The organism is Actinomadura luzonensis (genome assembly GCF_022664455.2).
Classification (GTDB): Bacteria; Actinomycetota; Actinomycetes; order Streptosporangiales; family Streptosporangiaceae; genus Nonomuraea; species Nonomuraea luzonensis.
Genome location: NZ_JAKRKC020000001.1, coordinates 4519061 through 4541669 on the forward strand (window position 1 = coordinate 4519061; position 22609 = coordinate 4541669).

23 protein-coding genes are annotated in these 22609 nt (G+C 74.4%); 9 read left to right on the plus strand and 14 right to left on the minus strand.

All coding sequences use genetic code 11. From position 1 onward, the window contains the following. Nucleotides 1-36: 36 nt before the first annotated feature. The gene (locus MF672_RS21615; RefSeq protein ID WP_242379523.1) at nt 37-690 is read left to right on the plus strand and encodes a GntR family transcriptional regulator; all 654 of its coding nucleotides are present in this window, start codon (nt 37-39) and stop codon (nt 688-690) included. A 141-nt stretch (nt 691-831) separates the two neighbouring features. Further along, nucleotides 832-1569, plus strand: coding sequence for a hypothetical protein (locus MF672_RS21620; protein WP_242379525.1), 738 nt, complete (start codon nt 832-834; stop codon nt 1567-1569). 43 nt (nt 1570-1612) lie between these two features. Here MF672_RS21620 and MF672_RS21625 read toward each other — a convergent pair whose 3' ends face one another. Then, a complete protein-coding gene (locus tag MF672_RS21625; RefSeq protein WP_242379527.1) occupies nt 1613-2419 on the minus strand; it encodes an inositol monophosphatase family protein in 807 nt (268 codons plus the stop codon). A 90-nt stretch (nt 2420-2509) separates the two neighbouring features. Here MF672_RS21625 and MF672_RS21630 point away from each other — a divergent pair, with 90 nt between their 5' ends. Beyond that, the gene (locus tag MF672_RS21630; protein ID WP_242379529.1) at nt 2510-3250 is read left to right on the plus strand and encodes a GntR family transcriptional regulator; all 741 of its coding nucleotides are present in this window, start codon (nt 2510-2512) and stop codon (nt 3248-3250) included. On the opposite strand, the gene MF672_RS21635 is transcribed toward MF672_RS21630, so the two are convergent. The 6 genes from MF672_RS21635 to MF672_RS21660 are packed head-to-tail and all read right to left on the minus strand — an operon-like array spanning nt 3217 to nt 9176. Continuing rightward, nucleotides 3217-4854: a fused response regulator/phosphatase gene (locus tag MF672_RS21635; protein WP_242379531.1), complete on the minus strand. Its 1638-nt coding sequence runs from the start codon at nt 4852-4854 to the stop codon at nt 3217-3219. The genes MF672_RS21630 and MF672_RS21635 overlap by 34 nt on opposite strands. Continuing rightward, nucleotides 4847-6526 carry an ATP-binding response regulator gene (locus tag MF672_RS21640; protein ID WP_242379532.1) on the minus strand — a complete coding sequence of 560 codons (1680 nt, stop codon included), beginning with the start codon at nt 6524-6526 and terminating at the stop codon, nt 4847-4849. The genes MF672_RS21635 and MF672_RS21640 overlap by 8 nt, the downstream gene beginning before the upstream one ends. Nucleotides 6527-6536: 10 nt before the next feature. Then, a complete protein-coding gene (locus MF672_RS21645) occupies nt 6537-7538 on the minus strand; it encodes an ATP-binding protein (protein ID WP_242379534.1) in 1002 nt (333 codons plus the stop codon). Further along, nucleotides 7535-7936: an anti-sigma regulatory factor gene (locus tag MF672_RS21650; RefSeq protein WP_242379535.1), complete on the minus strand. Its 402-nt coding sequence runs from the start codon at nt 7934-7936 to the stop codon at nt 7535-7537. Before MF672_RS21650 ends, MF672_RS21645 begins: the two co-directional genes overlap by 4 nt. Beyond that, nucleotides 7933-8313: an STAS domain-containing protein gene (locus MF672_RS21655; RefSeq protein ID WP_242379536.1), complete on the minus strand. Its 381-nt coding sequence runs from the start codon at nt 8311-8313 to the stop codon at nt 7933-7935. Before MF672_RS21655 ends, MF672_RS21650 begins: the two co-directional genes overlap by 4 nt. Then, the gene (locus MF672_RS21660; RefSeq protein WP_308210509.1) at nt 8313-9176 is read right to left on the minus strand and encodes an STAS domain-containing protein; all 864 of its coding nucleotides are present in this window, start codon (nt 9174-9176) and stop codon (nt 8313-8315) included. The genes MF672_RS21655 and MF672_RS21660 overlap by 1 nt, the downstream gene beginning before the upstream one ends. 199 nt (nt 9177-9375) lie before the next feature. Between MF672_RS21660 and MF672_RS21665 the strand changes: the two genes are divergently transcribed. Continuing rightward, entirely contained in the window at nt 9376-9807 is a 432-nt protein-coding gene (locus tag MF672_RS21665; protein WP_242379538.1) for a DUF3592 domain-containing protein, read from the plus strand. A gap of 29 nt (nt 9808-9836) precedes the next feature. Here MF672_RS21665 and MF672_RS21670 read toward each other — a convergent pair whose 3' ends face one another. Together MF672_RS21670 and MF672_RS21675 are read right to left on the minus strand one after the other, a co-directional pair. Next, a complete protein-coding gene (locus tag MF672_RS21670; protein WP_242379540.1) occupies nt 9837-10703 on the minus strand; it encodes an ACT domain-containing protein in 867 nt (288 codons plus the stop codon). Nucleotides 10704-10846: 143 nt separating this feature from the next. Continuing rightward, nucleotides 10847-12913, minus strand: coding sequence for an alpha-galactosidase (locus MF672_RS21675; protein WP_242379617.1), 2067 nt, complete (start codon nt 12911-12913; stop codon nt 10847-10849). 182 nt (nt 12914-13095) lie between these two features. On the opposite strand from MF672_RS21675, the gene MF672_RS21680 reads away from it, so the two are divergent. Continuing rightward, a complete protein-coding gene (locus tag MF672_RS21680; RefSeq protein WP_242379542.1) occupies nt 13096-13989 on the plus strand; it encodes a siderophore-interacting protein in 894 nt (297 codons plus the stop codon). A 15-nt stretch (nt 13990-14004) separates the two neighbouring features. Here the strand turns inward: MF672_RS21680 and MF672_RS21685 are convergent, their stop codons facing one another. Then, a complete protein-coding gene (locus MF672_RS21685) occupies nt 14005-14532 on the minus strand; it encodes a hypothetical protein (protein WP_242379544.1) in 528 nt (175 codons plus the stop codon). Nucleotides 14533-14656: 124 nt separating this feature from the next. Continuing rightward, the gene (locus tag MF672_RS21690) at nt 14657-15310 is read right to left on the minus strand and encodes a hypothetical protein (RefSeq protein ID WP_242379546.1); all 654 of its coding nucleotides are present in this window, start codon (nt 15308-15310) and stop codon (nt 14657-14659) included. 545 nt (nt 15311-15855) lie between these two features. On the opposite strand from MF672_RS21690, the gene MF672_RS21695 reads away from it, so the two are divergent. Both MF672_RS21695 and MF672_RS21700 read left to right on the plus strand, forming a co-directional pair. After that, a complete protein-coding gene (locus MF672_RS21695; protein ID WP_242379548.1) occupies nt 15856-16203 on the plus strand; it encodes an STAS domain-containing protein in 348 nt (115 codons plus the stop codon). Nucleotides 16204-16284: 81 nt separating this feature from the next. After that, nucleotides 16285-17628: an RNB domain-containing ribonuclease gene (locus tag MF672_RS21700; protein ID WP_242379550.1), complete on the plus strand. Its 1344-nt coding sequence runs from the start codon at nt 16285-16287 to the stop codon at nt 17626-17628. Nucleotides 17629-17739: 111 nt separating this feature from the next. Here the strand turns inward: MF672_RS21700 and MF672_RS21705 are convergent, their stop codons facing one another. Both MF672_RS21705 and MF672_RS21710 read right to left on the minus strand, forming a co-directional pair. Next, nucleotides 17740-18321: a TetR/AcrR family transcriptional regulator gene (locus tag MF672_RS21705; RefSeq protein WP_242379552.1), complete on the minus strand. Its 582-nt coding sequence runs from the start codon at nt 18319-18321 to the stop codon at nt 17740-17742. Nucleotides 18322-18466: 145 nt separating this feature from the next. Further along, nucleotides 18467-20482: an ABC transporter ATP-binding protein gene (locus MF672_RS21710; protein WP_247815498.1), complete on the minus strand. Its 2016-nt coding sequence runs from the start codon at nt 20480-20482 to the stop codon at nt 18467-18469. Nucleotides 20483-20835: 353 nt separating this feature from the next. On the opposite strand from MF672_RS21710, the gene MF672_RS21715 reads away from it, so the two are divergent. Continuing rightward, nucleotides 20836-20991 (plus strand): hypothetical protein, encoded by a 156-nt coding sequence (locus MF672_RS21715; RefSeq protein WP_242379555.1) that lies wholly within the window; start codon nt 20836-20838, stop codon nt 20989-20991. Nucleotides 20992-21018: 27 nt separating this feature from the next. Here the strand turns inward: MF672_RS21715 and MF672_RS21720 are convergent, their stop codons facing one another. Then, the gene (locus MF672_RS21720; protein ID WP_242379568.1) at nt 21019-21489 is read right to left on the minus strand and encodes a MarR family winged helix-turn-helix transcriptional regulator; all 471 of its coding nucleotides are present in this window, start codon (nt 21487-21489) and stop codon (nt 21019-21021) included. Between the two features lie 30 nt (nt 21490-21519). Between MF672_RS21720 and MF672_RS21725 the strand changes: the two genes are divergently transcribed. Beyond that, nucleotides 21520-22593 (plus strand): GNAT family N-acetyltransferase, encoded by a 1074-nt coding sequence (locus MF672_RS21725; RefSeq protein ID WP_242379580.1) that lies wholly within the window; start codon nt 21520-21522, stop codon nt 22591-22593. Nucleotides 22594-22609: the final 16 nt, after the last annotated feature.

A 22609-nucleotide genomic window follows, 5' to 3' on the forward strand; every position in this document is an offset into this window, starting at 1 on the left:
TCAACCCGGAAGCGGATATGAGGGACACTTAGCGACATGTCAGCCACCGAGCCGCGGCCCCCCATGAGCAAGGCCGACTACGTCTACAGCGTGCTGCTGGACGACATCCGCCACGCGCGCATCCCCGGCGGCACCGCGCTGCGGGCCGGCGAGGTGGCCAAGCGGCTCGGCGTGTCCGTCACTCCGGTGCGCGAGGCGCTGCGCAGGCTGGAGAAGGACCGGCTGATCAGCTACGAGGCGCACCACGGGGCGACGGTCGTGGACCTCGGCGAGGAGGCGCTCGCCGAGTACTACGGGCTGCGGGCGGTCGTCGAGGGCCTGGGCGCGCGGCTGGCCGCGGCCCGGATCACCCCGGCGGAGCTGGCCGAGCTGCGCGAGCTGCACGCCGCCATGGCCGCCGACGCCACCGCGGGCCGCCACGACCGGCTCGGCGACCAGAGCGCCCGTTTCCACCTGCGCATCGTCGACATCGGCGGGCCCGCGTTCCTCGGCGCGCACGCGCGGGCCGTGCGCACCAGCATCCCCGTGCCGGCCGAGGCGTCGCTGTGGCTGGACGCCTCGCGGGTGCGGGAACAGCTCGACGCGCACGAGGCCGTCCTGGCGGCCCTGGAGTCCGGCGACGCCGACGCCGCGGAACGCGTCATGATCGACCACATCCGCCGGGCGGGCGCCTCCCGCGCCCACGGCTGACGGCGGGGTCCGCCCACCGGCGCCGATGACGAACGTCAGCGTTTGCGGCCGCGCTGTTGCCACGCGATGACCGGTGTTGCACGATGGCCACTCCGGTGCTCCCGCATCGCCCGCATACGCCGACTCGCGAAGGGCCCGACCGTGGCGGACACGTGGATCCTGCATCCCGACTACCGGACTCCCCCGGTCCCCACAGGCGCGGGCATCCCCCCGGGCCCCTGGCGTCACCCCGAGGGCGGCCACATCATGAACGGCACCTACCAGCGTCCCCTGCCCGAGCGGCGGGTGGAGGTCGTCACCGTCTGGTACGGCTACGTGCTCAGCCACTGGCGCGGCCCGCGCATGCCGCGCTTCAGCAGCCCCATGGTGTCGGCCTGGAACCCGGTCCTGGCGCAGGGCCTGACGGCCGACCCGGCCGCGCCGGTGCCCTACCGCGACGAGCTGTGGTGCGACCGGTGGATCGCCGAGGCCCTGCTGTACGGGCGCAAGCCGTACGGGGCGTTCACGCTGCCGGTGGAGGAGGCGCTGCGCTGGTTCGCGATGAGCGGCGGCACCGGCCTGGTCTACCGCGCGGAGCTGGCGGGCGAGCTGGTGCGGGTGGTGGCGGGCACCGCCGAGCGCTACGCCCACCTGTTCGACCTGGACTCGCTGATCGCCGACTACCTGGAGGCGCTGCCGCCCGGGCTGGCCGAGCCGGAGGCGGCGGCGCTCGACGCGCACCGCCGCCACTCCCCCGCCGTGCGCTACGTGCTCGCCGACGACGCCGAGGCCCGCTTCGCCGAGGCCCCGCTGTCGGTGCGCGGCCTCACACTGGGCTACCCGCCGCACGAGACCGCCGAGCGGATCGCGGCCGCGCGGGCCGTGTCGTCGGGGTCATGATCAAGGGCGTCGCGTTCGCGGGCCCCGGCTGAGCCGCCGGGCCTCAGGAGGGGTCGCGGCGGAGGTGCCCCGCCACCTCGGCGAGGGCCGACCCGGCCAGGTCGAAGCCGCCGACGTGCGCGAGGTAGTCGCCCTTCGCGAGCGGGTCGCCCAGGTAGACGCCGCCCGCCCGGCGCACCAGCAGCGCCCCGGCGGCCACGTCCCAGGGGTGCGACCAGGTGCCGTAGGTGGCGTCCGACCAGCCGGCCGCGACGTGCGCGAGCTGGAGCGCCGCGCTGCCCGGCCGCCGGATGGTGGAGAAGGAGCTCAGCAAGCGGCCGTAGCGCAGCAGCGCCGGCTCGCCCTCGGTGTCGAGGTCGATGGGCTGCGGGTAGGAGCACAGCAGCACGGCCTCGCGGTCGCGGGCGGCGCCCCGGGCGCGGATCGGGGAGCCGTTGCACCAGGCGCCTTCGGTGCTCGCGGTGAACTCGTCCTCGCGCACCGGGTCGTAGACCACGCCCGCCACCAGCTCGCCGCCGACGGCGGCGGCGATGGAGACGCAGAAGAACGGCAGGCCGGCGGCGAAGTTGGCGGTGCCGTCGATCGGGTCGACGTACCAGACGAGGTCGCCGGAGCCGGTGGGGCCGCCCTCCTCGCCGACGACGGCGCTGCCGGGGGCGCGCGCCTCGAGGACGGCGCGGATCGTCTCCTCGGCGGCGCGGTCGTGCTCGGTGACGGGGTCGTGGAAGTCGCGCTTGGTGTCGATCTCGGGCCGGGACCGGAACGCCTTGCGCAGCCGGGGCCCGACGGCCCTGGCCGCCTCGGCGGCGGTGTCGAGGAGCTGGGTCGCGTCCATCTGTGTGGCATCCATCGCGCTCCAGCCTAGCGGGCCGGGTGGCGGCGGACGCGGCAGGGCCGCGCCGTTTGTCAGGACATTCTGACCTCGGTTAAGCTGATCAGCATGACCTCCAACCTGGCGATCGACCTGGATCGATCCAGCCCCGTGCCGCTCTACTTCCAGGTGGCCGAGCAGATCGCCGAGGCCATCCGCCGGGGCGACCTGGCCCCCGGCTCGCGGCTGGACAACGAGATCCTGCTGGCCGACCGGCTCGGCCTGTCCAGGCCGACGATCCGCCAGGCCATCCAGTATCTCGTGGACAAGGGCCTGCTGGTGCGCAAGCGCGGCGTCGGCACGCAGGTGGTGCACGGCCAGGTCAAACGCTCGGTCGAGCTGACGAGCCTGTACGACGACCTGCGCCGCGCCGGCCAGGAGCCGGCCACCCAGGTGCTGGCGCTGGAGCCGCGCCCGGCCGAGGAGGACGTCGCGGCCGTCCTCGGCGTCGAGCCCGGCGCGCAGATCCTCTACCTGGAGCGGCTGCGCTTCGCGGCGGGCGAGCCGCTGGCCCTGCTGCACAACTGGCTGCCGCTCGGCCTGGCCCAGCTCGACGCCGGCGACCTGCGCCGGCGCGGCCTGTACGAGCTGCTGCGCGGCGCGGGCGTGCGCATGCGGGTGGCCAACCAGCGCATCGGGGCGCGGGCGGCCACCCAGGTGGAGGCGAAGCTGCTGGCCGAGCGCCGCGGCGCGCCGCTGCTCACCATGGTCCGCACCACCTACGACGACCAGGGCCGCGCCGTCGAGCACGGCTCCCACGTCTACCGCGCCTCGCTCTACTCGCTGGAGGTCACGCTCATCGAGCGCTGAGAGCCGCCGGGCGCGCGGTGGCGGCGGACGATCACCAGGGCGACGTCGTCCTCGCGCGCCCCGAAGGTGTCGATGAGCCGGCCGGCCGCCTCGTCCATGTCGTCGCCGATGCCCTCGGCGGTGCGGCGGGCGATCTCCAGGCTGTCGTCCAGGTACTTGTCGCGGTCCTCGACGAGCCCGTCGGTGAACATCAGCACCGACCCGCCCGGCGGCACCACCACCCGGTCGATCCGGTAGACCTCCTCGGCGACGCCCAGCAGCAGGTTGCCGAAGTGCTCGTGGTAGCGGGCCGTGCCGTCGCCGCCGAGCAGCAGCGGCGGGATGTGGCCGGCGTTGGCGATCTGCGCCTCGCCGGTCGCCGGGTCGAGCAGCGTCAGGCACACGGTCGCCGTCATCCGCGGATGGTAGCGCCGCAGCACGTCGTTGAGCAGCGACAACGACTGGTCCAGCTCCACCTTGCCGATGAGCGAGGCGCGCAGCGCGTGCCGCAGCTCGGCCATCACGGTCGCGGCCAGCAGCGAGTGCCCCTGGACGTCGCCGACCGCCACCAGCACCTGGTCGCCGAGCTCCAGCACCTCGTAGAAGTCGCCGCCCACCTCGACGTTGTCCACGGCCGGCTGGTAGCGCCAGACGATGTCGAGCCCGGGCACCTGCGGCACGCGGGAGGGCAGCAGGCTGCGCTGCAGGGTGAGCGCGATCGCGTGCTCCTCGGCGTAGGCGCGCAGCGCCTCCACCGCCAGCGCCACGGCCTGGCCGATCTGCCGCATGATGCTCAGCTCGTCCTGGTCGAGCTCGGGTTCGGGCTCCAGGCCGAGCAGGATGGGCGGCCGGTCGCGCTTGGTGCGCGCCACGACGGCCACGATGTCGCGGCGCGAGGGCGTGTCCGGCGCCACCGACGTCCAGTAGTCGTACGGGACGTCGAGGAACTCGATGCCGGCCTTCTGCCCGAGGGCGCGCCCGCCCAGCGTCTCCAGGGCGCCGGGCGGCGAGCTGCGGACGGTGACGGTGCCGTCCGGCGGCACGGCGGTCAGCCGGCGGGTCCGGCCGTCGGGCGCGAGGGCCACCACGCCGGCCGTGCGGCCCAGGATGCGGCTGGTGCCCGAGACGGCGGTGGACAGCAGCTCGTCGAAGGTCTGGGCGGCGTTCATCGCCAGCGTGAGGTCGGTGAGCGCGCCGAGCCGGCCCGCGAGGCGCTCGGCCCGCTGCCGGGCGCGGTGGTAGCGCAGGGCCGCCTCGACGGTGGCGACGAACTCGTCCGGCTCGATGGGCTCGGCCAGGTAGCCGTCGGCGCCGCGGTGCAGGCCGAGCGCCCGGTCGGCGGCGGTGATGGCCGCGCCGGAGATCTGGATGACCGGGATCGAGGAGGTGGCCGGGTCGTTCTTGATCCGCTCGCACACCTCGTAGCCGGAGATGTCCGGCAGCCGCACGTCGAGCACCACCAGGTCGGGGTGCAGCTCCGCGATGCGCCGCAGCGCCTCCAGACCGGCGGTGGCCTCCACCACCGCGTACCCGGCGCGGCGCAGCCAGCTCGACAGGATGTACAGCTTCGTCGGGGTGTCGTCCACGACGAGGATCGTGGCCGCCGACGGGGTGGTGTCACTCATGGCGGGCCCCCAGCGCCTGCCGGATCGTGTTGAGCAGCACGTCCCTGCGCAGCCCCTGCTTGCCGAGCACGGCCGCGGCCCGCTCGATCTGGCGGTGCGCCTCGGCCAGCGTGACGACGATCACCGGCACGTCGCGCAGCCGCTCGTCGCCGGCCATGCGCTGCAGCACCGCGGTGCCGTCCAGGCCGGGCATCATCAGGTCCAGCAGGGCGAGGTCGGGCCGCGCCGCCGCCATCGCGGCCAGCGCGGCGGCCCCGTCGGGGGCCTCGTCGATGTGCGCGGCGAACCCGGTGAGCATGCGGCGCACGCCGGCGCGGAAGTTCTCGTCGTCGTCGGCGACGAGGATGCGCTGCACCACGGGGACGTCGTACGGCTCGTGCGGCAGCCGCAGCACCGCCGTGGTGCCCTCGCCGACCGTGCTGGCCAGCGTCAGCGTGCCGCCCATGGCCTGGGCCAGCCGCCGCGCGTACGGCAGGCCGAGCCCGGTGCCCTTGGCCCGGGTCTGCGCCGGCCCCGGCACCTGGTAGAACTCCTCGAAGACGCGCTCCAGGTGCTCGGCCGGGATGCCGATCCCGGTGTCGGTCACGGTGAAGACCGTCTCGCTGGCCGCGGCGTCGTGGGCCGCCTCCAGCACCACCTCGCCCTCCTGGGTGAACTTCAGGCTGTTGGCCAGCAGGTTGCGCAGGATCCTGGTGAGCATCGCCTCGTCGGCGAGCATGGTGAACGGCGGCGGCGGCACGCGCACGCTCAGCGTGACCCGGTCGGTGCTCTGGGCCGGGCTCATCGTCATGCGCAGCCGCTCGGTCAGGGTGACCAGGTCGACGGAGGTGAGCTGCGGGTCGAGCCGGCCCGACTCGGCCTTGCCGATGTCGAGCAGCTCGCTGACCAGCGCGAGGAGCGTCTCGGCCGAGGAGCCGATCAGCTCGATCTGGCGCGCCTGCTCCTCGGCCAGCGGCTCGCCGCCGGGCCCGGTCAGCAGCCGGACCAGGCCGATGATGGAGTTCAGCGGCGTGCGCAGCTCGTGGCTGACGGTGGCCCAGAAGCGGTTCTTGGCGTCGCTGGCCTCGCGCAGCTGCATCGACTTCTCGTCCAGCTCGGCGTAGAGGGCGACGACGCCGCGGTTGGTCTCCTCCAGCTCCGCCGAGAGCTGGTTGTACAGCGCCATGACGCCCTGGTTGGTCTCCTCCAGCTCGGCGTTGAGCTGGCGGACCGCCTCCAGGGTGGAGGCCAGCTCGTGGTTCTGCTGGCGCAGCTCGTCCAGGGCGCCGGCCGGCGACAGGGCGTTGACCTTGGCGCGGACCTGCGCGATCGACAGCGCGGACGCGCCGGGGGGCAGCCGCTTGCGCATGACCACCAGGCCGGGGCGGGCGCTGTCGACGACGTCCATGAGCCGCCTGGCCATGCTCACGCCGGCGGAGTCGTGGCCGCCGGCCTCGCCGGGGAAGCTCACCTCCACCACCAGGTCGGTGAGGTCGAGGACGAAGGCGACCAGCATGCCGGCCTCGCGCTCGATGACGAACTCGCGGCCCAGCTCGCTGAGCGCGGTGGCGACCCGGATCTGGTCCTGCTCGGACATGCCGAGCGCGGCCGCGACCTCGCGGCCGACCTGGCGCATGGTGAAGACGTCCTGGTCGCCGCTCACCGTGACCGTGGTGAGCTGCGCCGCCCTCACGCCGCCGCCCTCACGTCGCGGCCTTCATGGCGAGCACGGTGGCGTCGTCCCTGCGGGTGCCGGCGTCGCGCAGCAGGGTCGCGGCCACGACGGCCGGGGAGCGCGCGGCCAGGCCGGGGAACGCGGCGACGTCCCAGCGCTCGGTGAGCCCGTCGGAGTGCAGGACGAGCATGCTGTGCGGCGGCACGGCGTACTCGTACTCGCGCAGCCGGCTGCGCTGGTGCCCGGCGATGCCGGGGACGGAGATCATGCCCTGCCGGCCCTCGGCGTGCACGATCCAGCCGGAGACGTTGCCGAGCCCGGCGTAGCGGACCACGCCGCCGGCGCGGTCGAGCCGGGCCACGGCCACCGCGCCGCCCCTGGTGCCGGCCAGCGCGCGGTGCAGGCGCTCCAGGAGCTGCAGCACGGGCAGGTCGGACAGGTCCTGGAAGACCTCCACCGCGCGCCGGGAGGCGGTGGCCGCGGCCGGGCCGTGGCCGAGGCCGTCGCACAGCAGGCCGGTGGCCGTGTCGCCGTCCTCGACGTAGGCGTAGGCGTCGCCGGAGACGATCTCCTCCCCGATGGGACGGGTCACCCCGCTCATGCGCGAGGCGGGCGGCGCCGTGCCGGCCGCCGTGAAGGACATGCTCACCACGGTGCCGCGGCCGGGCAGCGAGTAGACCTCGTGGGCCGAGGCCATCCTGGTGATGCCGCCGAGACCGATGCCGAGCGTGCCCGCCGTGGAGTACCCGTCGCGCACGGCGCGGGTCAGGTCGCGGATGCCCGGCCCCTTGTCCAGGGCGATCACCTCGACGGCGTCGTCCGCCTCGGGATGGGTGCGGATCAGCATCGAGCCCTCGACGGCGTGCTTGACCAGGTTGGAGGCCGCCTCGCTGACGGCGACGGCCACCCTGCCGCGGTCGTGCTCGTCGAAGCCGCACGCCTCGGCCAGCGACGTGGCGGCCCGGCGGGCCGCCCCGATCGCGCTGGCGTCCTCGATGCGGACCCATGACTCGTCCCGCGAGCGGATCATCGGGCCCACTTGGTCACCGTCACCCGGGTGCCCTCGCCCGGCTTGGACTCCAGGTCGAACTCGTCCACCAGGCGGCGGGAGCCGCTCAGCCCGAGGCCGAGGCCGCCGCCGGTGCTCCAGCCGTCGGTGAGGGCCAGGTCCAGGTCGGGGATCCCGGGCCCCTCGTCGGTGAAGTCCAGGCGCAGGCCGTCGCGGACGCCGTTGCTGACGACCTCGATCCGCACCTTGCCGCCGCCCGCGTACATGAGGGCGTTGCGGGCGAGCTCGCTCGCCGCGGTCACCAGCTTGGTCTGGTCCACCAGCGACAGGCCGACCTGCTGGGCGCTGTTGCGCACCTGCTGCCGCACGATGACCACGTCGCTGTTGCCCGCGATGGCGAGCTCGATGAGGGAGCTCACTCCGGCACCGCTGCCGCGCCGATCCCGCTGCGATCCTTGAGCATCGCAACACCCTTCTCAAGGTTGAGCGCGGTCCGCACGCCGCCGAGCGAGAGGCCGAGCTCGACGAGTGTGATCGCGACCGCGGGACGCATGCCCACGACGATGGTCTCGGCGTCCAGCATGCGCGAGATCGACGCGATGGTCGAGAGCATCCGGCCGATGAAGGAGTCGACGATCTCCACGGCGGTGATGTCGATGATCACGCCGCGGGCGGCGCTCTCCACGATCGCGTCCGCCAGGTCCTCCTGCAGCATCAGCACGCTCTGGTCCTGCAGGTCGATCTGGATGGAGACGATGAGCAGATCGCCGAGCTTGAGTACGGGGACACGTTCCATCAGGACCGCTCCAGCCCCACGACGACGTGCCGGTCGGGCCCCTGCGAGATCTGCACGCCGCTCTGCCGCAGCGCGTAGGCCAGGGCGTCGGCGAGGGAGGCCTTGGTGACGATGTCGCCGAACTCGATGCCGAGGGTGACGATGGTGTGCGCGATCTGCGGGCGGATGCCGGAGATCACGCACTCGGCGCCCATGAGCCGCGCGGCCACCACCGCCTTGAGCAGGTGCTGGGCCACCTGGGTGTCGACGGCCGGCACGCCGGTGATGTCGATCACCGCGTGCTCGGAGCCCGTCTCCACCAGGCCCTGGAGCAGCTTCTCCATCACCACCTGCGTACGGGCGGAGTCGAGGGTGCCCACCAGCGGCACCGCGAGGATGCCGTCCCACAGCTTGACGACCGGCGTGGACAGCTCCAGCAGCTGCTCGGCCTGGTCGTTGATGATCCTCTCGCGGGCGCTGACGAAGGTCTCGAACGTGAACAGGCCGAGGTCGTCGATGTACCGCGACAGCCAGATGTAGCCGCGCAGGGCCTCGAAGTCCTCCTCGGACTCGATCAGCCCGTACACCGCCTCCTTGAGGCTGAAGACCACGACGGCGGTCTCCGACGGGGTGAAGCCCTCCCTGGCCTGGTGCCGGGACAGGTCGGCGAGCTGGCCGCGGAGGTCACTGGCGTCCCCACCCTCGCTGATGGACTGCAGAAGGGCCTGGTATATCTCGCGCAGCCGCCCGGCCAGGACGGCGCGGTCGGCCCGGCCGCCGACGGTGGCTCCCGCGGTATCGATCCAGCGCTTGAGGACGGTCTCCTCCTGCGCCCGCAGGAGTTCCTCCATGCGGAGCCGGCCGGCGTCGCCGTGAGCGGTCAAGGTGTGCTCCCGAGGGTGGGTGGTTTGTCGTGAATCGACAGGAAGGCTACCGGGCTTTTGGCCGTGTCTGCATTCGTTCCTGCCGACACCCTCTCACCTGGGGGCCGGTGGCTCGCAAGCGATGATCAAGTGGCGTGCAAACGCGTATGCCTAGAAATGCCAAGGAAGGTCTGGAAAGCACGAGAAACGGGGTAGGACAGTGAGCACGGGAATCTGGATGGCGGCGGCGATCGCGGGCGGCACGCTGCTCGTCACGGCCGGCGTCTGGGCGCCGTTCCTCGTCGCCGCGCGCAACGGGCGGAGGCTGCTGGCCACCGGCATTCCCACGCGGGCGGTCGTGGAGGCGGTGGCCGACACCGGCATGTCGGTCAACGAGCGGCCTGTGGCCAGTTTCACCCTCGCCGTACGGGGCCAGGACGGCGAGGTGTACCGCGTCCGGCACCGGCAGACGCTGCCGCGCATCCCGTTCGGCGTCCTCGCGCCGGGCGCCGTGCTGCCGGTCCGGGTGGACCGGGAGCGGCCCGAGCGCGTCCGCATCGACTGGGCCTCCTGGCGGCCCGCCCCCGCCCCCTCCCCCGGCGGCTTCCCCGCGCCCTACCCGTACAGCCCGGCCCACGGCGAGCCGCTGTAACGGGCTCGAAGCGCGCCGCCGGACCAGGCTCAGGGCGTGTCGCTGTAGCGGGCCTGGCGGGCGGCGGAGGTCAGCGCGGCCGCCCGGGCCGCCTCGGTCGGGGTGAACGGCAGCCCCGGCCGCCTGATCAGCAGCGCCCGGTCCGGGTTGACCGAGACGACCATGGTGGTGTTCAGCTCGGCGCCCTCGTCCACGGTGTCGCCGGGCCGGCGCCACTCGACCTCCGTGACGCGCAGCAGCTCGCCCAGGGCCTCCGGCAGCCGGTCGGGATCGGCGGCGACCCGCTGCGCCAGCACCAGAGCCTGCACGCCCGGGTCGGTGAGGTCCTTGACCTGCGCGGGCACGATCACCACGTCGTGCCCGCCCGCCCCGGCCAGCGCGGCGGCGAGCACGCCGAGCGGCAGGCCCCTCGGCGCCTCGATGACGAACTCGTCCAGCGCGTCACAGCCGGCGGGCGTGATCGCGCTGCTGCCGGTGGGCGCGATGTGCAGCGCCAGGATGTTGCAGCCGAGCCGCCCGAACGCGGCCGCGACGGCCGCCAGGCGGCCGGGCCGCTCCACGACCCGCATGCGGATGCGCCACAACGCCATCGGCCCGCCCGCTCCCCCGCCGTCCGGCGCCGCGGCCTGCCGCCCGCTCCGCCCGCTCCGCCCGTTCCGCCCGTTCCGCCCGGTGGCCCGCCGGTGCCCGAGCCGCCGGTGCGCGGCCGTCCCGAGGATCAGGGCCAGGCCGAGGCCGACGAGCACGATCGGGCCCGGCTCCTCGTGACCCAGCAGCGTCGCGATCAGGTGCGCCAGCCCGACGGCCACGAACAGGACGGCCAGCTCGGCGAGCTCCCACCGCCACGAGCGCAGGTGTCCGGTGCGTACGGTGATGACCTTGCGTGCGTCACTCATGGCTCCAGTCTGCGGACGCCGTGTTACCTGACCACGGCCGCCGGGGTTGCGGCGGCATTAAGGCGCGATCACCGCGTGACGGGGAGATGGCCCACACCCCACAATCCGGAATGGGCTCGTGCCGGACGGCGAGCTGTCCAGGTTCAGGCCCGGGCCACCTCGATGACCAGCACCGACGCGGGCCGCAGCGCCGGGGCGGGCAGTCCCAGCTCCGCCAGGACCGCGCCCGGCAGCCGTACCGGCCCGGCCGTCCAGCCCGGCATCGCCGCCGCGGCGGGCGCGGGCCCGGCCACCCGCACCTCGTAGCGCGCGGCGGGGTCCAGGCCGGGCAGCCGCAGCGGCGCGGGCGCGGACTCCGTCCGGGAGGCGAGCTGCACGTACCCGTACACCGCCCGCTCGGGCGTCACCACGCCGTGCAGCAGCGCCGACGGGTCCGGGTGGTCGGCGTGGACCACCCGGCCGGCGTGCAGCACCGGCCGCAGCCGCTTGTGCAGCGCGATCCACTCGGCCAGTTCCTCAAGCTCCGCCTCGCTCGCCGAGGTCAGGTCCCACTCCACGCCCATGTGGCCGAACAGGGCGGTGCCGGCGCGGAAGGCCAGCGGCAGCGACCGGCCGGTGACGTGGTCGCGCGGCGCGCCGACGTGCGCGCCCATCCGCTCCGGCGGCACCAGCAGCCCGGTCCAGCGCTGGATGGACTGCCGGTCGAGCGCGTCGTTGCTGTCGGAGGTCCACACGCGGTCGGTGCGGGCCAGGATGCCGTGGTCGACGCGGGCGCCGCCGGACGAGCACGACTCGATCTCCAGCGCGGGGTGGCGGGCGCGCAGCTCGTCCAGCAGCCGGTAGGTGGCGAGGGTCTGCGCGTGCACGCCGGGCACCCCGTCGTGGACGGGCTCGGCGATGTCGCGGTTGTGGTCCCACTTGATGTAGTCGAGCTCGTACTCGGTGACCAGGGCGTCGATGCGCTCCAGCAGGTACGCGTACACCTCGGGGCGGGCCAGGTCGAGCGTCTGCTGGTTGCGCTGCGGCGGCGGCAGCCGCCCGGCGTGGCCGAGCACCCAGTCGGGGTGGGCGCGGGCCAGGTCGGAGTCCGGGTTGACCATCTCCGGCTCGAACCACAGGCCGAACTGCATGCCGTGCTTGCGGACGTGCTCGGCCAGCGGGTGCAGGCCGCCGGGCCAGACGCCCTCGTCGACGTACCAGTCGCCGAGGCCGGCCCGGTCGTGGCGGCGGTGGCGGAACCAGCCGTCGTCCAGCACGAACCGCTCGATCCCGGCGGCCGCGGCCCGGTCGGCCAGCTCCAGCAGCCGGTCGAGGCCGTGGTCGAAGTAGGTGGCCTCCCAGTTGTTGAGCGTGACGGGCCGGACCGGCAGCGGCCGGGCGGCCCGCAGGTGCTCGTGCAGGCGGGCGCTGGCGGTGTCCAGCCCGTCGCCGGACCAGGTGAAGTACACCACCGGCGTGCGGTAGCTCTCCCCCTGCCGCAGGACGATCTCGCCGGGCTCGGGCAGCTCGCCCGCGGCCAGCAGCGCCACGCCCTCGGGGACGCGCTCGGCGTGGTGGACGTGGTCGCCGCTCCACCCGGCGTGCACCGCCCACACCTCGCCGGCCCGGAACCCGAACCCCGGGGTGCCGGCCACCAGCAGGCCGGTGGCGTCGTGCCCGGTCCGGCCGCGCCGGCTCTCCCTGGACCACACGCCGTGGCCGAACGCGCGGCGCTGCGGCACCTTCTCCAGCGCCCAGCGGCCGGTGAAGTCCAGCAGCTCGGCGGCCCGGGCCGGGACCGGCAGCGCGCACTCCAGGCTCGCCAACCGGTACGGGGACGCGGCGGTGTTCGTGATCGTGTGCCGCAGCGTCACCAGGCCGCCCGCGTCCATGCCCAGCTCGCTCACCAGCGCCAGGCCGGCCCGGGCGTCGGAGGCGGCGATCGTCGCCGTGCCGCCCGCGCCGGGGCGCGCGTCGGCGTCCACGCGGTCCAGGCTCCAGCGCACCGGCCAGTGCTCGCCGTCCCTGGACCCGGCCAGGCCCGGCCGGCCGTACCAGCCGTCGCCCTGAGCGGGCAGCAGCGGCGGCGCGGCCGCCAGGGAGGCCAGCACGGGAGCCAGGTCGGCGTCCTCCGCGCCCGCGGCGCCGAGGGCGGCGCCGAAGTGGCGGACGCGGGGCAGGCCGGGACCGCCGGTGTCGAGCAGGAGACAGACGCCCGCGGCGGACAACATCAAGGACGACAAGCCGGGCTCCTCACGCGAAAGGCTCAGGAGGTGCGACCTCACTGAAAACGCTATCGAACCCGGCCAGGCGGACGCGAGGCCCGGCGGGCGGCCGCCGCTGCCGGGCGCGTTGGCCGTTCGCCCCTCGATCGTTTAGGTTAGGCTCACCTAATATCGTTGGAGAGGTCGGGATGAACCAGCCGTTTCACATGTTCCACGTCCAGGTAGACCGGCTGCAGCGGCTGAGCCCGTCGTTCCTGCGGGTGACGTTCACCGGGGACGATCTCTGCCATTTCGCCGACAACGGCTACGACCAGCGCATCAAGCTGATCCTGCCGCTGCCCGGCTGCGGGCTGGCGCACCTGCCGTCCGGGCCGGACTGGTACACCCAGTGGCGGGCGCTCGGCGACGACAAGCGCAACCCGATGCGCACCTACACCGTGCGCCAGGCCCGCGCCCACGCCTGCGAGGTGGACGTGGACATCGTCATGCACCCCGACGGCGGCCCGGCCGCCCAGTGGGCCGAGCGCGTGCGGCCCGGCGACGAGGCCGTGCTCTTCGGCCCCGACGCCCGGCACGACGGGGTGCACGGCGGGCTGGAGTTCCGGCTGCCGTCCGGCAGCACCACCGTGCTGCTCGCCGGGGACGAGACGGCCGTGCCCGCCATCTGCTCCGTCCTGGAGCGCCTGCCCGCCGGGGTCGCCGGGGAGGCGCTGATGGAGGTGCCCTGCGACGACGACGTCCTGCCCGTCGAGACCTCGTGCTCGGTGCGCGTCGGATGGCTGGCCAGGAACGGCCGCGAGCGCGGCGGACAGCTCGTCCCCGCCGTGCGGGCCGCCGCCGGGCGGCTGTTCAACGCCCCCGGCGCGGGCGCGGCCACCTTGCGGGAGGTGGACGTGGACGCCGAGGAGCTGTGGGAGGTGCCCCAGGAGGAGGCCGCCGACCCGCTGTACGCGTGGCTGGCGGGCGAGGCCGGCGTGATCAAGACGCTGCGCCGGCACCTCGTGGGCGAGCGGGGGATGGACCGGCGGGCGGTGGCGTTCATGGGGTACTGGCGCGAGGGCCGCGCCGAGGGCGGCGGCTGACCCGGGCCCCGCCGCTCACTTCCTGCGCAGCGTGGTGTGGATGGCCTGGTCGTAGCTCGTCCGGTACGCCAGGCCGCCGTCGGGCTGCGGCCGGAACAGCTCGCCCGCGCCCGGCCGGCACACCTTGCGGTCGCTCGTGGCGTCGAAGTCGGCGACGCGGAACTCGTACTGGTCGCCGACGACCTTCTGCAGGTAGATGCGGCCGTGGCAGGGGACGTGCGAGACGGCGATGTAGCCGCACCACCGGCCGAGGTCGCAGCCGGGCCGGACGTCGAGGTCGACCAGGAAGCGGGCCCCTTCGCCGTCGCGCGCCGAGCCCTGCCAGGAGCCGACCAGCCGGTCCACGCCGTTCGCGCCCCCCGCTCCACCTGCCGCTGACGGCGTCGTGGGGGCCGGATTCGGGCCGGGGCGTCCCGTCTGGGTCAGGAGGGTCACCACCCCGGTGATCAGGGCGGCGACGATCGTGCCGAACGCGATCCACGCCTCCCTGCTCCAGCCCCTCCCCCGGGGCCCGCCTGACGCGGTCGCTCGGTCCTCGTGCACGTCGGGCTCCCCTCGCGGCGGCCGGATGCGGATGGACCCATCATCCGGCGTGGGGGTGGCAGGCGCATGAGTAACCGCACTTCCGGCCGCGCGAAGTCAACGACCGGCGACGCCCACGCCAGGCTCAGCCGCCACCGGCCGCGCCCGCCCCCTCCCGCGCCACCCCAACCCCGACCGCCTCCCCACCCGAAACCAACTCCCCGTCCGTGACCGACTCCCCGTCCGCGACCGGCTCTTCGCCGGAGGGCGGCCCGCCTGCCCCAACCGGCCCCTCCTCCGACGACGTCTCCCCGTCCGAGGACGACTCGATCGCCGGGGCCGGGTCCGCACCCGGGGGCGGCTCTTCCGCCTGGGCCGCACGCGGCTCCTCGGCCGGATCGCCGGCCTGGGGCGGCTGGTGCGGCGACTCCGGTCGCTCGGCGGTGATCGCGCCCAGCAGGCCGGCGACCGCGCTCTGCGGGTCGTGCAGCGCGGCGTCCCCCAGGGCCGCGAACTCGCCGGCGAGCAGCGGCAGCGGGATCGGCCGCGACGGCTCGGCGGCCGTCAGCACGCCGCGTTCCCAGTCCGCCCGCAGCGCCCCGCCCGCGTCGTGGTAGGCGCTCAGCCCCTCCAGGAACGCGGCCTCGGCCTCGGGCGCCAGCCCGAGCCCCAGGTCCCGCCCCTCCGGCGGGCCGGCCGCGAACCCGTCGCCGGCGTCCGCGCCGGTCCGGTCGCGCCGGAGCCACCAGACCACCGTCGCCACCACCACGGCGGCCGGCACTGTGACTGCGATGGCCATCCACACGGTCGTGCCACTCCCCCTCGTCATTGCAGGGCAGCAGCGTAGTGGGATCGTTCCCGCAGATCTCCGGAATTTCGTGAAATAGCTCCATCCGTCCCCCCGGCGCCCACCGCCGGAGGGACGGTTCCCCCGAGAGCCCCCTCCCGGACGGCGGCGGCCCACGGCGCGCCGCATGCCCGGCCTCCCCCGGACCGGCTGCCGCACCTCGTCGTGCCGCCGCCGTCCGGCCCAGTAGACCCCGCCCCGCCCACGCCGAAAAGGTAAAAAGCCACACAACCGGCAGCGGGTGCCCGCACCCCGCCCCGCTGGCTCCCCCGGGTGATGATTCTCCACCCTGGGAACGCCGTTTTGTTTTCCTGAGGATTTCTCTTGTCCACCAGGACGGCTCGCGTCCCGTGGACCGCTCCGGCCCCGTGGTTAGACTCCCTTCCGGAAACGCGCGGTGGCGGCCGGTGACCGCCACGGCGTCTGGTGCACAACGGCAAGGGCGGGTCCGCGCAACACCAGGAGTCCCCGGCCCTCGACACAGCGCGGAGCCAGAGATGGACCCACTACACCTGAGCACCAGCCGCGACGACGAGACCGTGACGGTCACCGTCGCGGGCGAGCTGGACATCGCCACCACCGAGCTGCTCCGCGGCCACCTGCTGGAGCTGCTGCGGGAGGCCGGCCGCGGGCGGCGCGACGTCTCGCTGGTCATCGAGGTCGGCCGCCTGTCCTTCATCGACGCGGCCGGGCTCGGCATCCTCGTCTCCGTGCGCAACCAGGCCGTCCGGCAACGCACCCCGGTGCGGCTGGCGAACGTCCCGCCCGCCATGGAGCGGCTGCTGCGGATCACCGGCCTGGACGATCACCTGACCGCCGACGGGGACGGCGGGCCGTCCCGGTAGGTTGTGCCCGTGTCGATGATTCAGGTTCCCGAAGAGATACCCCTCAGGCTCGAAGACGGGTTCGACCGGATCAGGCGCGAGATGACGCTGCCTGACGGCTTCCCCGGCGCCGTGCTCGACGAGGCGGCGTGGGTGGCGCAGGTGCCGCGGCTCGACGGCAAGGACCTCACGGACGTGCCGTTCGTGACGATCGACCCGCCCGGCTCCATGGACCTCGACCAGGCCGTGCACCTGGAGCGGACGCGCGCCGGCTACCGGGTCTGGTACGCCATCGCCGACGTCGGCGCGTTCGTGCGCCCCGGCGGCGTCATCGACACCGAGGCCCGGGCCAGGGGCGAGACGGTCTACCTGCCGAAGGACAAGGTGCCGCTGCATCCGAAGGTGCTGTCGGAGGACGCGGCCAGCCTGCTGCCCGGCGCCCCGCGCCCGGCCGCCGTGTGGCGGATCGACCTCGACGCCGACGGTGAGATGGTGGGCGCCGACGTGCAGCGCGCCCTGGTCCGCAGCCGCGAGCGCCTCGACTACGCCTACGTGCAGGCCGCCGTCGACACCGGCACCGCCGACGGCGTGCTCGGGCTGCTGGCCGAGATCGGGCGGCTGCGGCTGGCGCTGGAGCGCGAGCGCGGCGGCGTCACCCTGCCCACGCCCGAGCAGGAGGTGGTGCCCGCCGACGGCGGCTACCGGCTGGAGTTCCGGCTCCCGCTGCCGGCCGAGGCGTGGAACGCGCAGATCTCGCTGCTGACCGGCATGGCCGCGGCGTCGATGATGCTGGACGCCGAGATCGGCGTCCTGCGGGTGCTGCCCGAGCCGCGGCCGGACGACCTCGCCAAGGTCCGGCGGGTGGCCGAGGCGCTGGGCGTGCCGTGGCCGGACGGGGCGGGCTACGGCGAGGTGGTGCACGACCTCGATCCGCGGAGCCCGCAGCAGGCGGCGTTCCTGCACGAGTCGCGGGTGCTGCTGCGCGGCTCGGGCTACGAGGCGTTCGACGGCGCGCCGCCGAAGGAGGCGGGGCACGCGGCGGTCGCGGCGCCGTACGCGCACGTCACCGCCCCGCTGCGGCGGCTGGTCGACCGGTACGCGACCGAGGTGTGCCTCGCGGTCGCGGCGGGCGAGCCGGTGCCCGCGGACGTGCGGGCGGGGCTCGCCGCGCTGCCGGAGGCGATGGCCTCCTCCGGACGGCGGGCCTCGGCGGCGGAGCGGGCGTGCGTGGACCTGGTGGAGGCGTTCCTGCTGCGGGAGCGCGTCGGGGAGGCGTTCGAGGCGGTGGTGATCGACGTGGACGAGCGGCGCGGCGGCGGGCAGGTGCAGCTCGTCGAGCCCGCGGTGATCGCCCGCTGCGAGGGGACGCTCCCCCTCGGCGAACGGGTCACGGTCCGCCTCACGCAGGCCGACCCGGCCACCCGCGAGGTCCGCTTCACCCACTGATCCCCCGCGCCGGGCCCGCCGCACCACAAGCGCCGGGCCCGCCGCACCACAAGCGCCGGGCCCGCCGCACCACAAGCGCCCGTCGGCCGCGTCCTGCGGCGTTGCGGGCGCTCAGCGCGGCTGGGAGCGCATGCCGTCGCAGACCACCTCGGCCATCGGCACCTTCCCGCCCCTGGCCCGCGCCCGGCGCTCGGCCGCCAGGCAGCCGCGCAGCAGGTCCTGCACGTCGGCCGGCACCAGGTCGGCGCGCACCGCGCCGGCCCGCTGGGCGCGTTGCAGCAGCCGGGCCAGCGCGGTGGCGAAGGCCGCCTCCAGCGCCGTGCCCCGGCTGAACGCCGGCCCGGTGCCGCCGTCCAGCATGTCGCACAGCGCCTGGTTGGCCGACGCCTGCTCGACCACGGCCCGGAACCAGCCGAAGAACGCCTTTCCCGGGTCCTCGGCCGTGGCCAGCGCCCGCGCGTCGGCCACGAAGCGTTCCATCCGGCCGAGCAGCACCGCCTCGAACAGCGCCTCCTTGGTGGGGAAGTGCCGGTAGACGGTGCCGACCCCGAAGCCGGCGCGGCGGGCGATCTCGTCGAAGGAGATGGTCAGGCCGTCGCTGGCCAGGGCGTCCTGGGCGATCTGCAGCACCCGTTCGCGGTTGCGGCGGGCGTCCGCGCGCAACGGCCTGGCCGTGCTGTCGTCGTCACCCATGCGCTCCACCCGCCCTCGATCGGCAACCGGAGAGGTTTCTCCGATTCTATCGGCGAAGATCCCGGACAAACAGTCCTTGACCACCAGGAACAGGGAGACACCCGCCCCCGAAGGGACGGGTGCCTCACGGGCGGACGCGAGCGGCCTACGGGCCCGGGTCGGTGACCCCGGGCTCGGGTTCGAGCGGGCGGCGCGGCCGCGGCACCGGCCGGAAGGTGTGCGACGCCGGCTCGGCCCGCACGGCGTGCGCCCCGGCATCCGGCCGCACGGCGTGCGTTCCCGCGTCCGGCCGCGCGGCGTGCGAAGCGGTGTCGGGCCCCGGCCCCTGGGCGGGCCGGACGTCCGGGGCGGGTGGCGCGTCCGTGCCCGCCCGGCCGCGCGCCAGGCGCGGCACGCCGGCCCGCTTGAGCCGGATGCGCTCCTCCCGTGGCACCGGCCGCAGCCCGATCACGCGCGCCCCCGACGGCACCTGCCGCAGGTCGTGCGTGATGAGGATGGTGGTCCGCCCGGCCATGAGCCGCCCGAGCGGCCCCATGACCTGCGCGGCCGTCTCCTCGTCCAGCCCGGTCATGGGCTCGTCGAGCACCAGCACCGGGGCGTCGCGCAGCACGGCCCGCGCGATCGCGATCCGCTGCCGCTGCCCGCCGGACAGCAGCCGCCCCCGCTGGCCCACCGGCGTGTCGTACCCGTGGGGCAGCAGCTTGACGAAGTCGTGCACGCCGGCCGTCTCGGCGGCCCTGATGACCTCCTCCAGGGAAGCGCCGGGCCGCCCGTAGGCGATGTTGTCCCGCACCGACCCGGAGAACAGCAGCGTCTCCTGGTGCAGTACGGTGACGTTGTCGCGCAGCGACTCGCGCGTCAGGTCCCGGAGGTCGGCGCCGTCCAGCAGGATGCGGCCCTCGTCCGGGTCGTAGAAGCGCACGAGCAGCTTGGCCAGCGTGGACTTGCCCGCCCCGCTGGGGCCGGTGATCACGAGCACCTCGCCGGGCTCGGCGGCGAAGGACACCTCGCGCAGCGCGGGCCGCGCGGCCCGGCCCGGGTAGGCGAAGCTGACCCGGTCGAACTCCACCCGGCCCCGCCCGGGAGCGGCGGCGACCGCTCCGGGCGCGTCGGTGACGGCGGGCCTGGCCCGCAGCACCTCGATGATGCGGTCGGAGCCGGCGGCGGCCTCCGACACGGTCAGGGCCAGCTCGCCGAGCCCCTGGACCGCCGGGTAGAGCAGGGCCAGGTACGCGGCGAAGGCCAGCAGGCCGCCGATGGTCAGCCGGCCGGCGGCGATCTCCCACGCGCCGACGCCGAGGACGACGATCAGGCACGCGGTCTCGATGACCTGCACGACGGGGCCGTACAGGCCGGACAGCCACGCCTGCGTCAGGTTGGCGCGCAGCCACGTCCGTCCCTCGCGGTGCAGCCGGCGCGCCTCGTCGCGCTGCCGGTTGTAGGCCTGCACCAGCGGCTGGTTGGCCAGCCCCTCCTCCAGGACGCTGTTCATGGCGCCGTTGCTGTGCCGCTCGCGCGCCGCCGCGGTCCTGAACCTGGCCGCGAACACCTTCGAGACCAGCAGGAACGCCGGGATCAGGGCGAGCGTGACGAGCGCCAGGTCCCAGCGGACGAGGAAGGCGGCCCCGGCGAAGAACACGACGCTCGCCGCCGTGGTGATCGCCTTGACCAGCCCCGAGCCGACGAGCTCCTCGATGGCCTCGACGTCGTCGGTGAGCCGGGCGATGAGGTCGCCGAGCCGCCGGTTCTCGGCGTAGTCGGGCGCGAGCGTCTGCAGGTGGTCGAACACCCGGTCGCGCAGTCTCAGCAGGAATCGTTCGGCGCCGAGCGCGGTGGCGTACGTCCCGGCGAAGGACGCCAGCCCGGCGACCGCGGCGAGCCCGAGCCAGCTGAACGCGGGGGCCCAGAAGGCCTCCAGCCGCCGGGTGGTGAGCACCTCGTCGGTGATGTGACCGAACAGGCGGATCGCGGCGACCTCGCACAGCGCGGCGAGGACGGCGAACACCACTCCGGCCGCGAACAACCGCCGCAGCCCGCGGGTGTCCGGCCAGAACTCGCGGAACGTCCGGCGAAGGGTGATCGCCGGCGCGAGTTCACGGCCGGAGGCGGCAAAGGAGAGCCGGCGGCTGAGCCGCCGGCTCTCATTGGGCGCTCTTAGCACCCCCAACCCCACCACCTACGCCGACCGCAGTGCCAGCGGCGACGCCAGCGACGTCGTCGACAGCCCCATCCCTGCTCGTACCCGACGTGAGTGAGCTGCGTGTTCGCCATGGTTCCTCCCCCGTTGAACGGCTGAACACTTGACAATTCGGACGCTACCCGCTCAATTCGCATAAATCACGACATTTCATACGAAAGGCGAGAAGCTTGACCAGTAAAACGCGGCGGAGAAGGCAATCCGCGTCCATTGTTCAAAGCGCCGTAAACAGGTAAAAGCGCAAAAGGCGCACAAAGCGGCGACCATCGGCGCTTCTCCCGGGGCCTCAGGCCGACCCGGCCCGATACTTTCGTCCGATGGCACGCCCGCATCTCTTCGGCCACCACTTCGGCCTGCTCCACCTGGTCTTCGACGGCACCGCCCACACGGCCGCCGCCCCTGTCACCGGCCTGCTCGGCCTGGCCCTCACCGTCGCGGGCGTCCGCCGGGGAGGCCGCCGGGACGAGGGGTGAGGGGGGCCGCGGGGGCGGCCGGGGGCATCAGCCCGGCTCCAGGTGCCGGGCGATGCGCTCGATGGCGGCGAGGTCGTCCGGGGTGAGCCGGTCGATGAAGTGACGGCGCACCGAGGCGAGGTGGGCCGGCGCCGCCTCCCGCAGCGCGGCCATGCCGTCGTCGGTGAGCACGAGCAGGCAGCCCCGGCCGTCGCTCGCGTCGGGCGCGCGGCGCAGCAGGCCACGGGCCTCCATCCGGGTGGCGTGCCGCGACAGCCGGCTGCGTGACCAGCCCATCTTCGCCGCCTGCTCGCCCAGGCCGCTGGTGTGCCCCGGACGCTCCGACAGCGTGCTGAGCACCTCGTAGTCGGCCTCGGAGAGCCCTGCCTCGGCCAGGTCGTGCGCCGTGCCGGTCTGCACGGCGATCATGATCCGCCGGAACGCCCGCCAGGCCCGTTCCTCGTCGGCGTCCAGCCAGCGCACCGTCCCGGCCGGCGTCTCCCGGCGTTTCGTTGACATGTCATCAATCTACCGGATACGTTCGTTTCCATGTCAACGAACTTGCCGCGAATCGTCGTGCTCGGCTGCAGCACCCGTCCCGGCGCCCTGGGGCCGCACGTCCTGCGATGGCTGATGGAGGCCACCGGGCCGCGAGCCGCCGCGCTCGGCGTCGAGCTGCAGCCGGTCGAGCTGGCCCAGCTCGGCCTACCGCTCCTGGACGAGGAGGAGCATCCGTCCTCAGGCGTCTACCGCAACGAGCACACCAGGCGGTGGAGCACCGTCGTCGACGGGGCGGACGGCTTCGTCGTCGTCACGCCCGAGTACAACTACGGCATGCCCGCGAGCCTGAAGAACGCCCTCGACTACCTCGGCCGCGAATGGGCGTGGAAGCCCGTCGGGTTCGTCAGTTACGGCAACACCTCGGCGGGCACCCGGTCCGTCCAGCACGCCAAGCAGGTCGTGACGACGCTGCGGCTGGTGCCGGTGGGCGCCACGGTCGCCATCCGCATCGCCGAGGCCGTGCACGAGGGGCGCCTGCGGCCCGACCCGGCCCGCGACAGGGCGGCCGAAGAGCTGCTGGAGGAGGTCGTCCAGGTGGCCGCCGCCCTCCGGCCCCTGCGCGAGCGGCACCGCTCCGGCTCCCGCCCGGGGCCGCTGCCGGGCTCTTATCTGCGCCCGCTGTCCCCCGCCGACGCGCCCGAGGTGACCGTCCTGCAACGCTGCTGCTGGGTGGAGGAGGCCCTCGCCAACGACACGACGTCCCTGGCGCCGCTGCACGAGGACGTGGACGACGTGCGCGGCTGGCTGACCGATTGGCAGGCCACCGGCCTGTGGCTGAACGGCCGGTTGCTCGGCATGGTCAGGGCCCGCGCCGACGGGGACGACTGGCACGTGGGCCGGCTCGCCGTCGTCCCCGACCTGCGGGGCCGCGGGCTGGGCCGCGAGCTTCTCCGCGACGCCGAGGCCGCCGCTCCCGCGGGCGCCCGCGTCGTGCTGCACACCGGCGCCAACAGCCTGCGCAACCTCGCCCTCTACCGCAGCGAGGGTTTCCGGGCGCTGGAGTCCGACGGCGAGACGGTCATGCTGGTCAAGGCCGCCGCGCCGGCCGTCGCCGCAGGGTGAGGGCCGGCGCGGCACA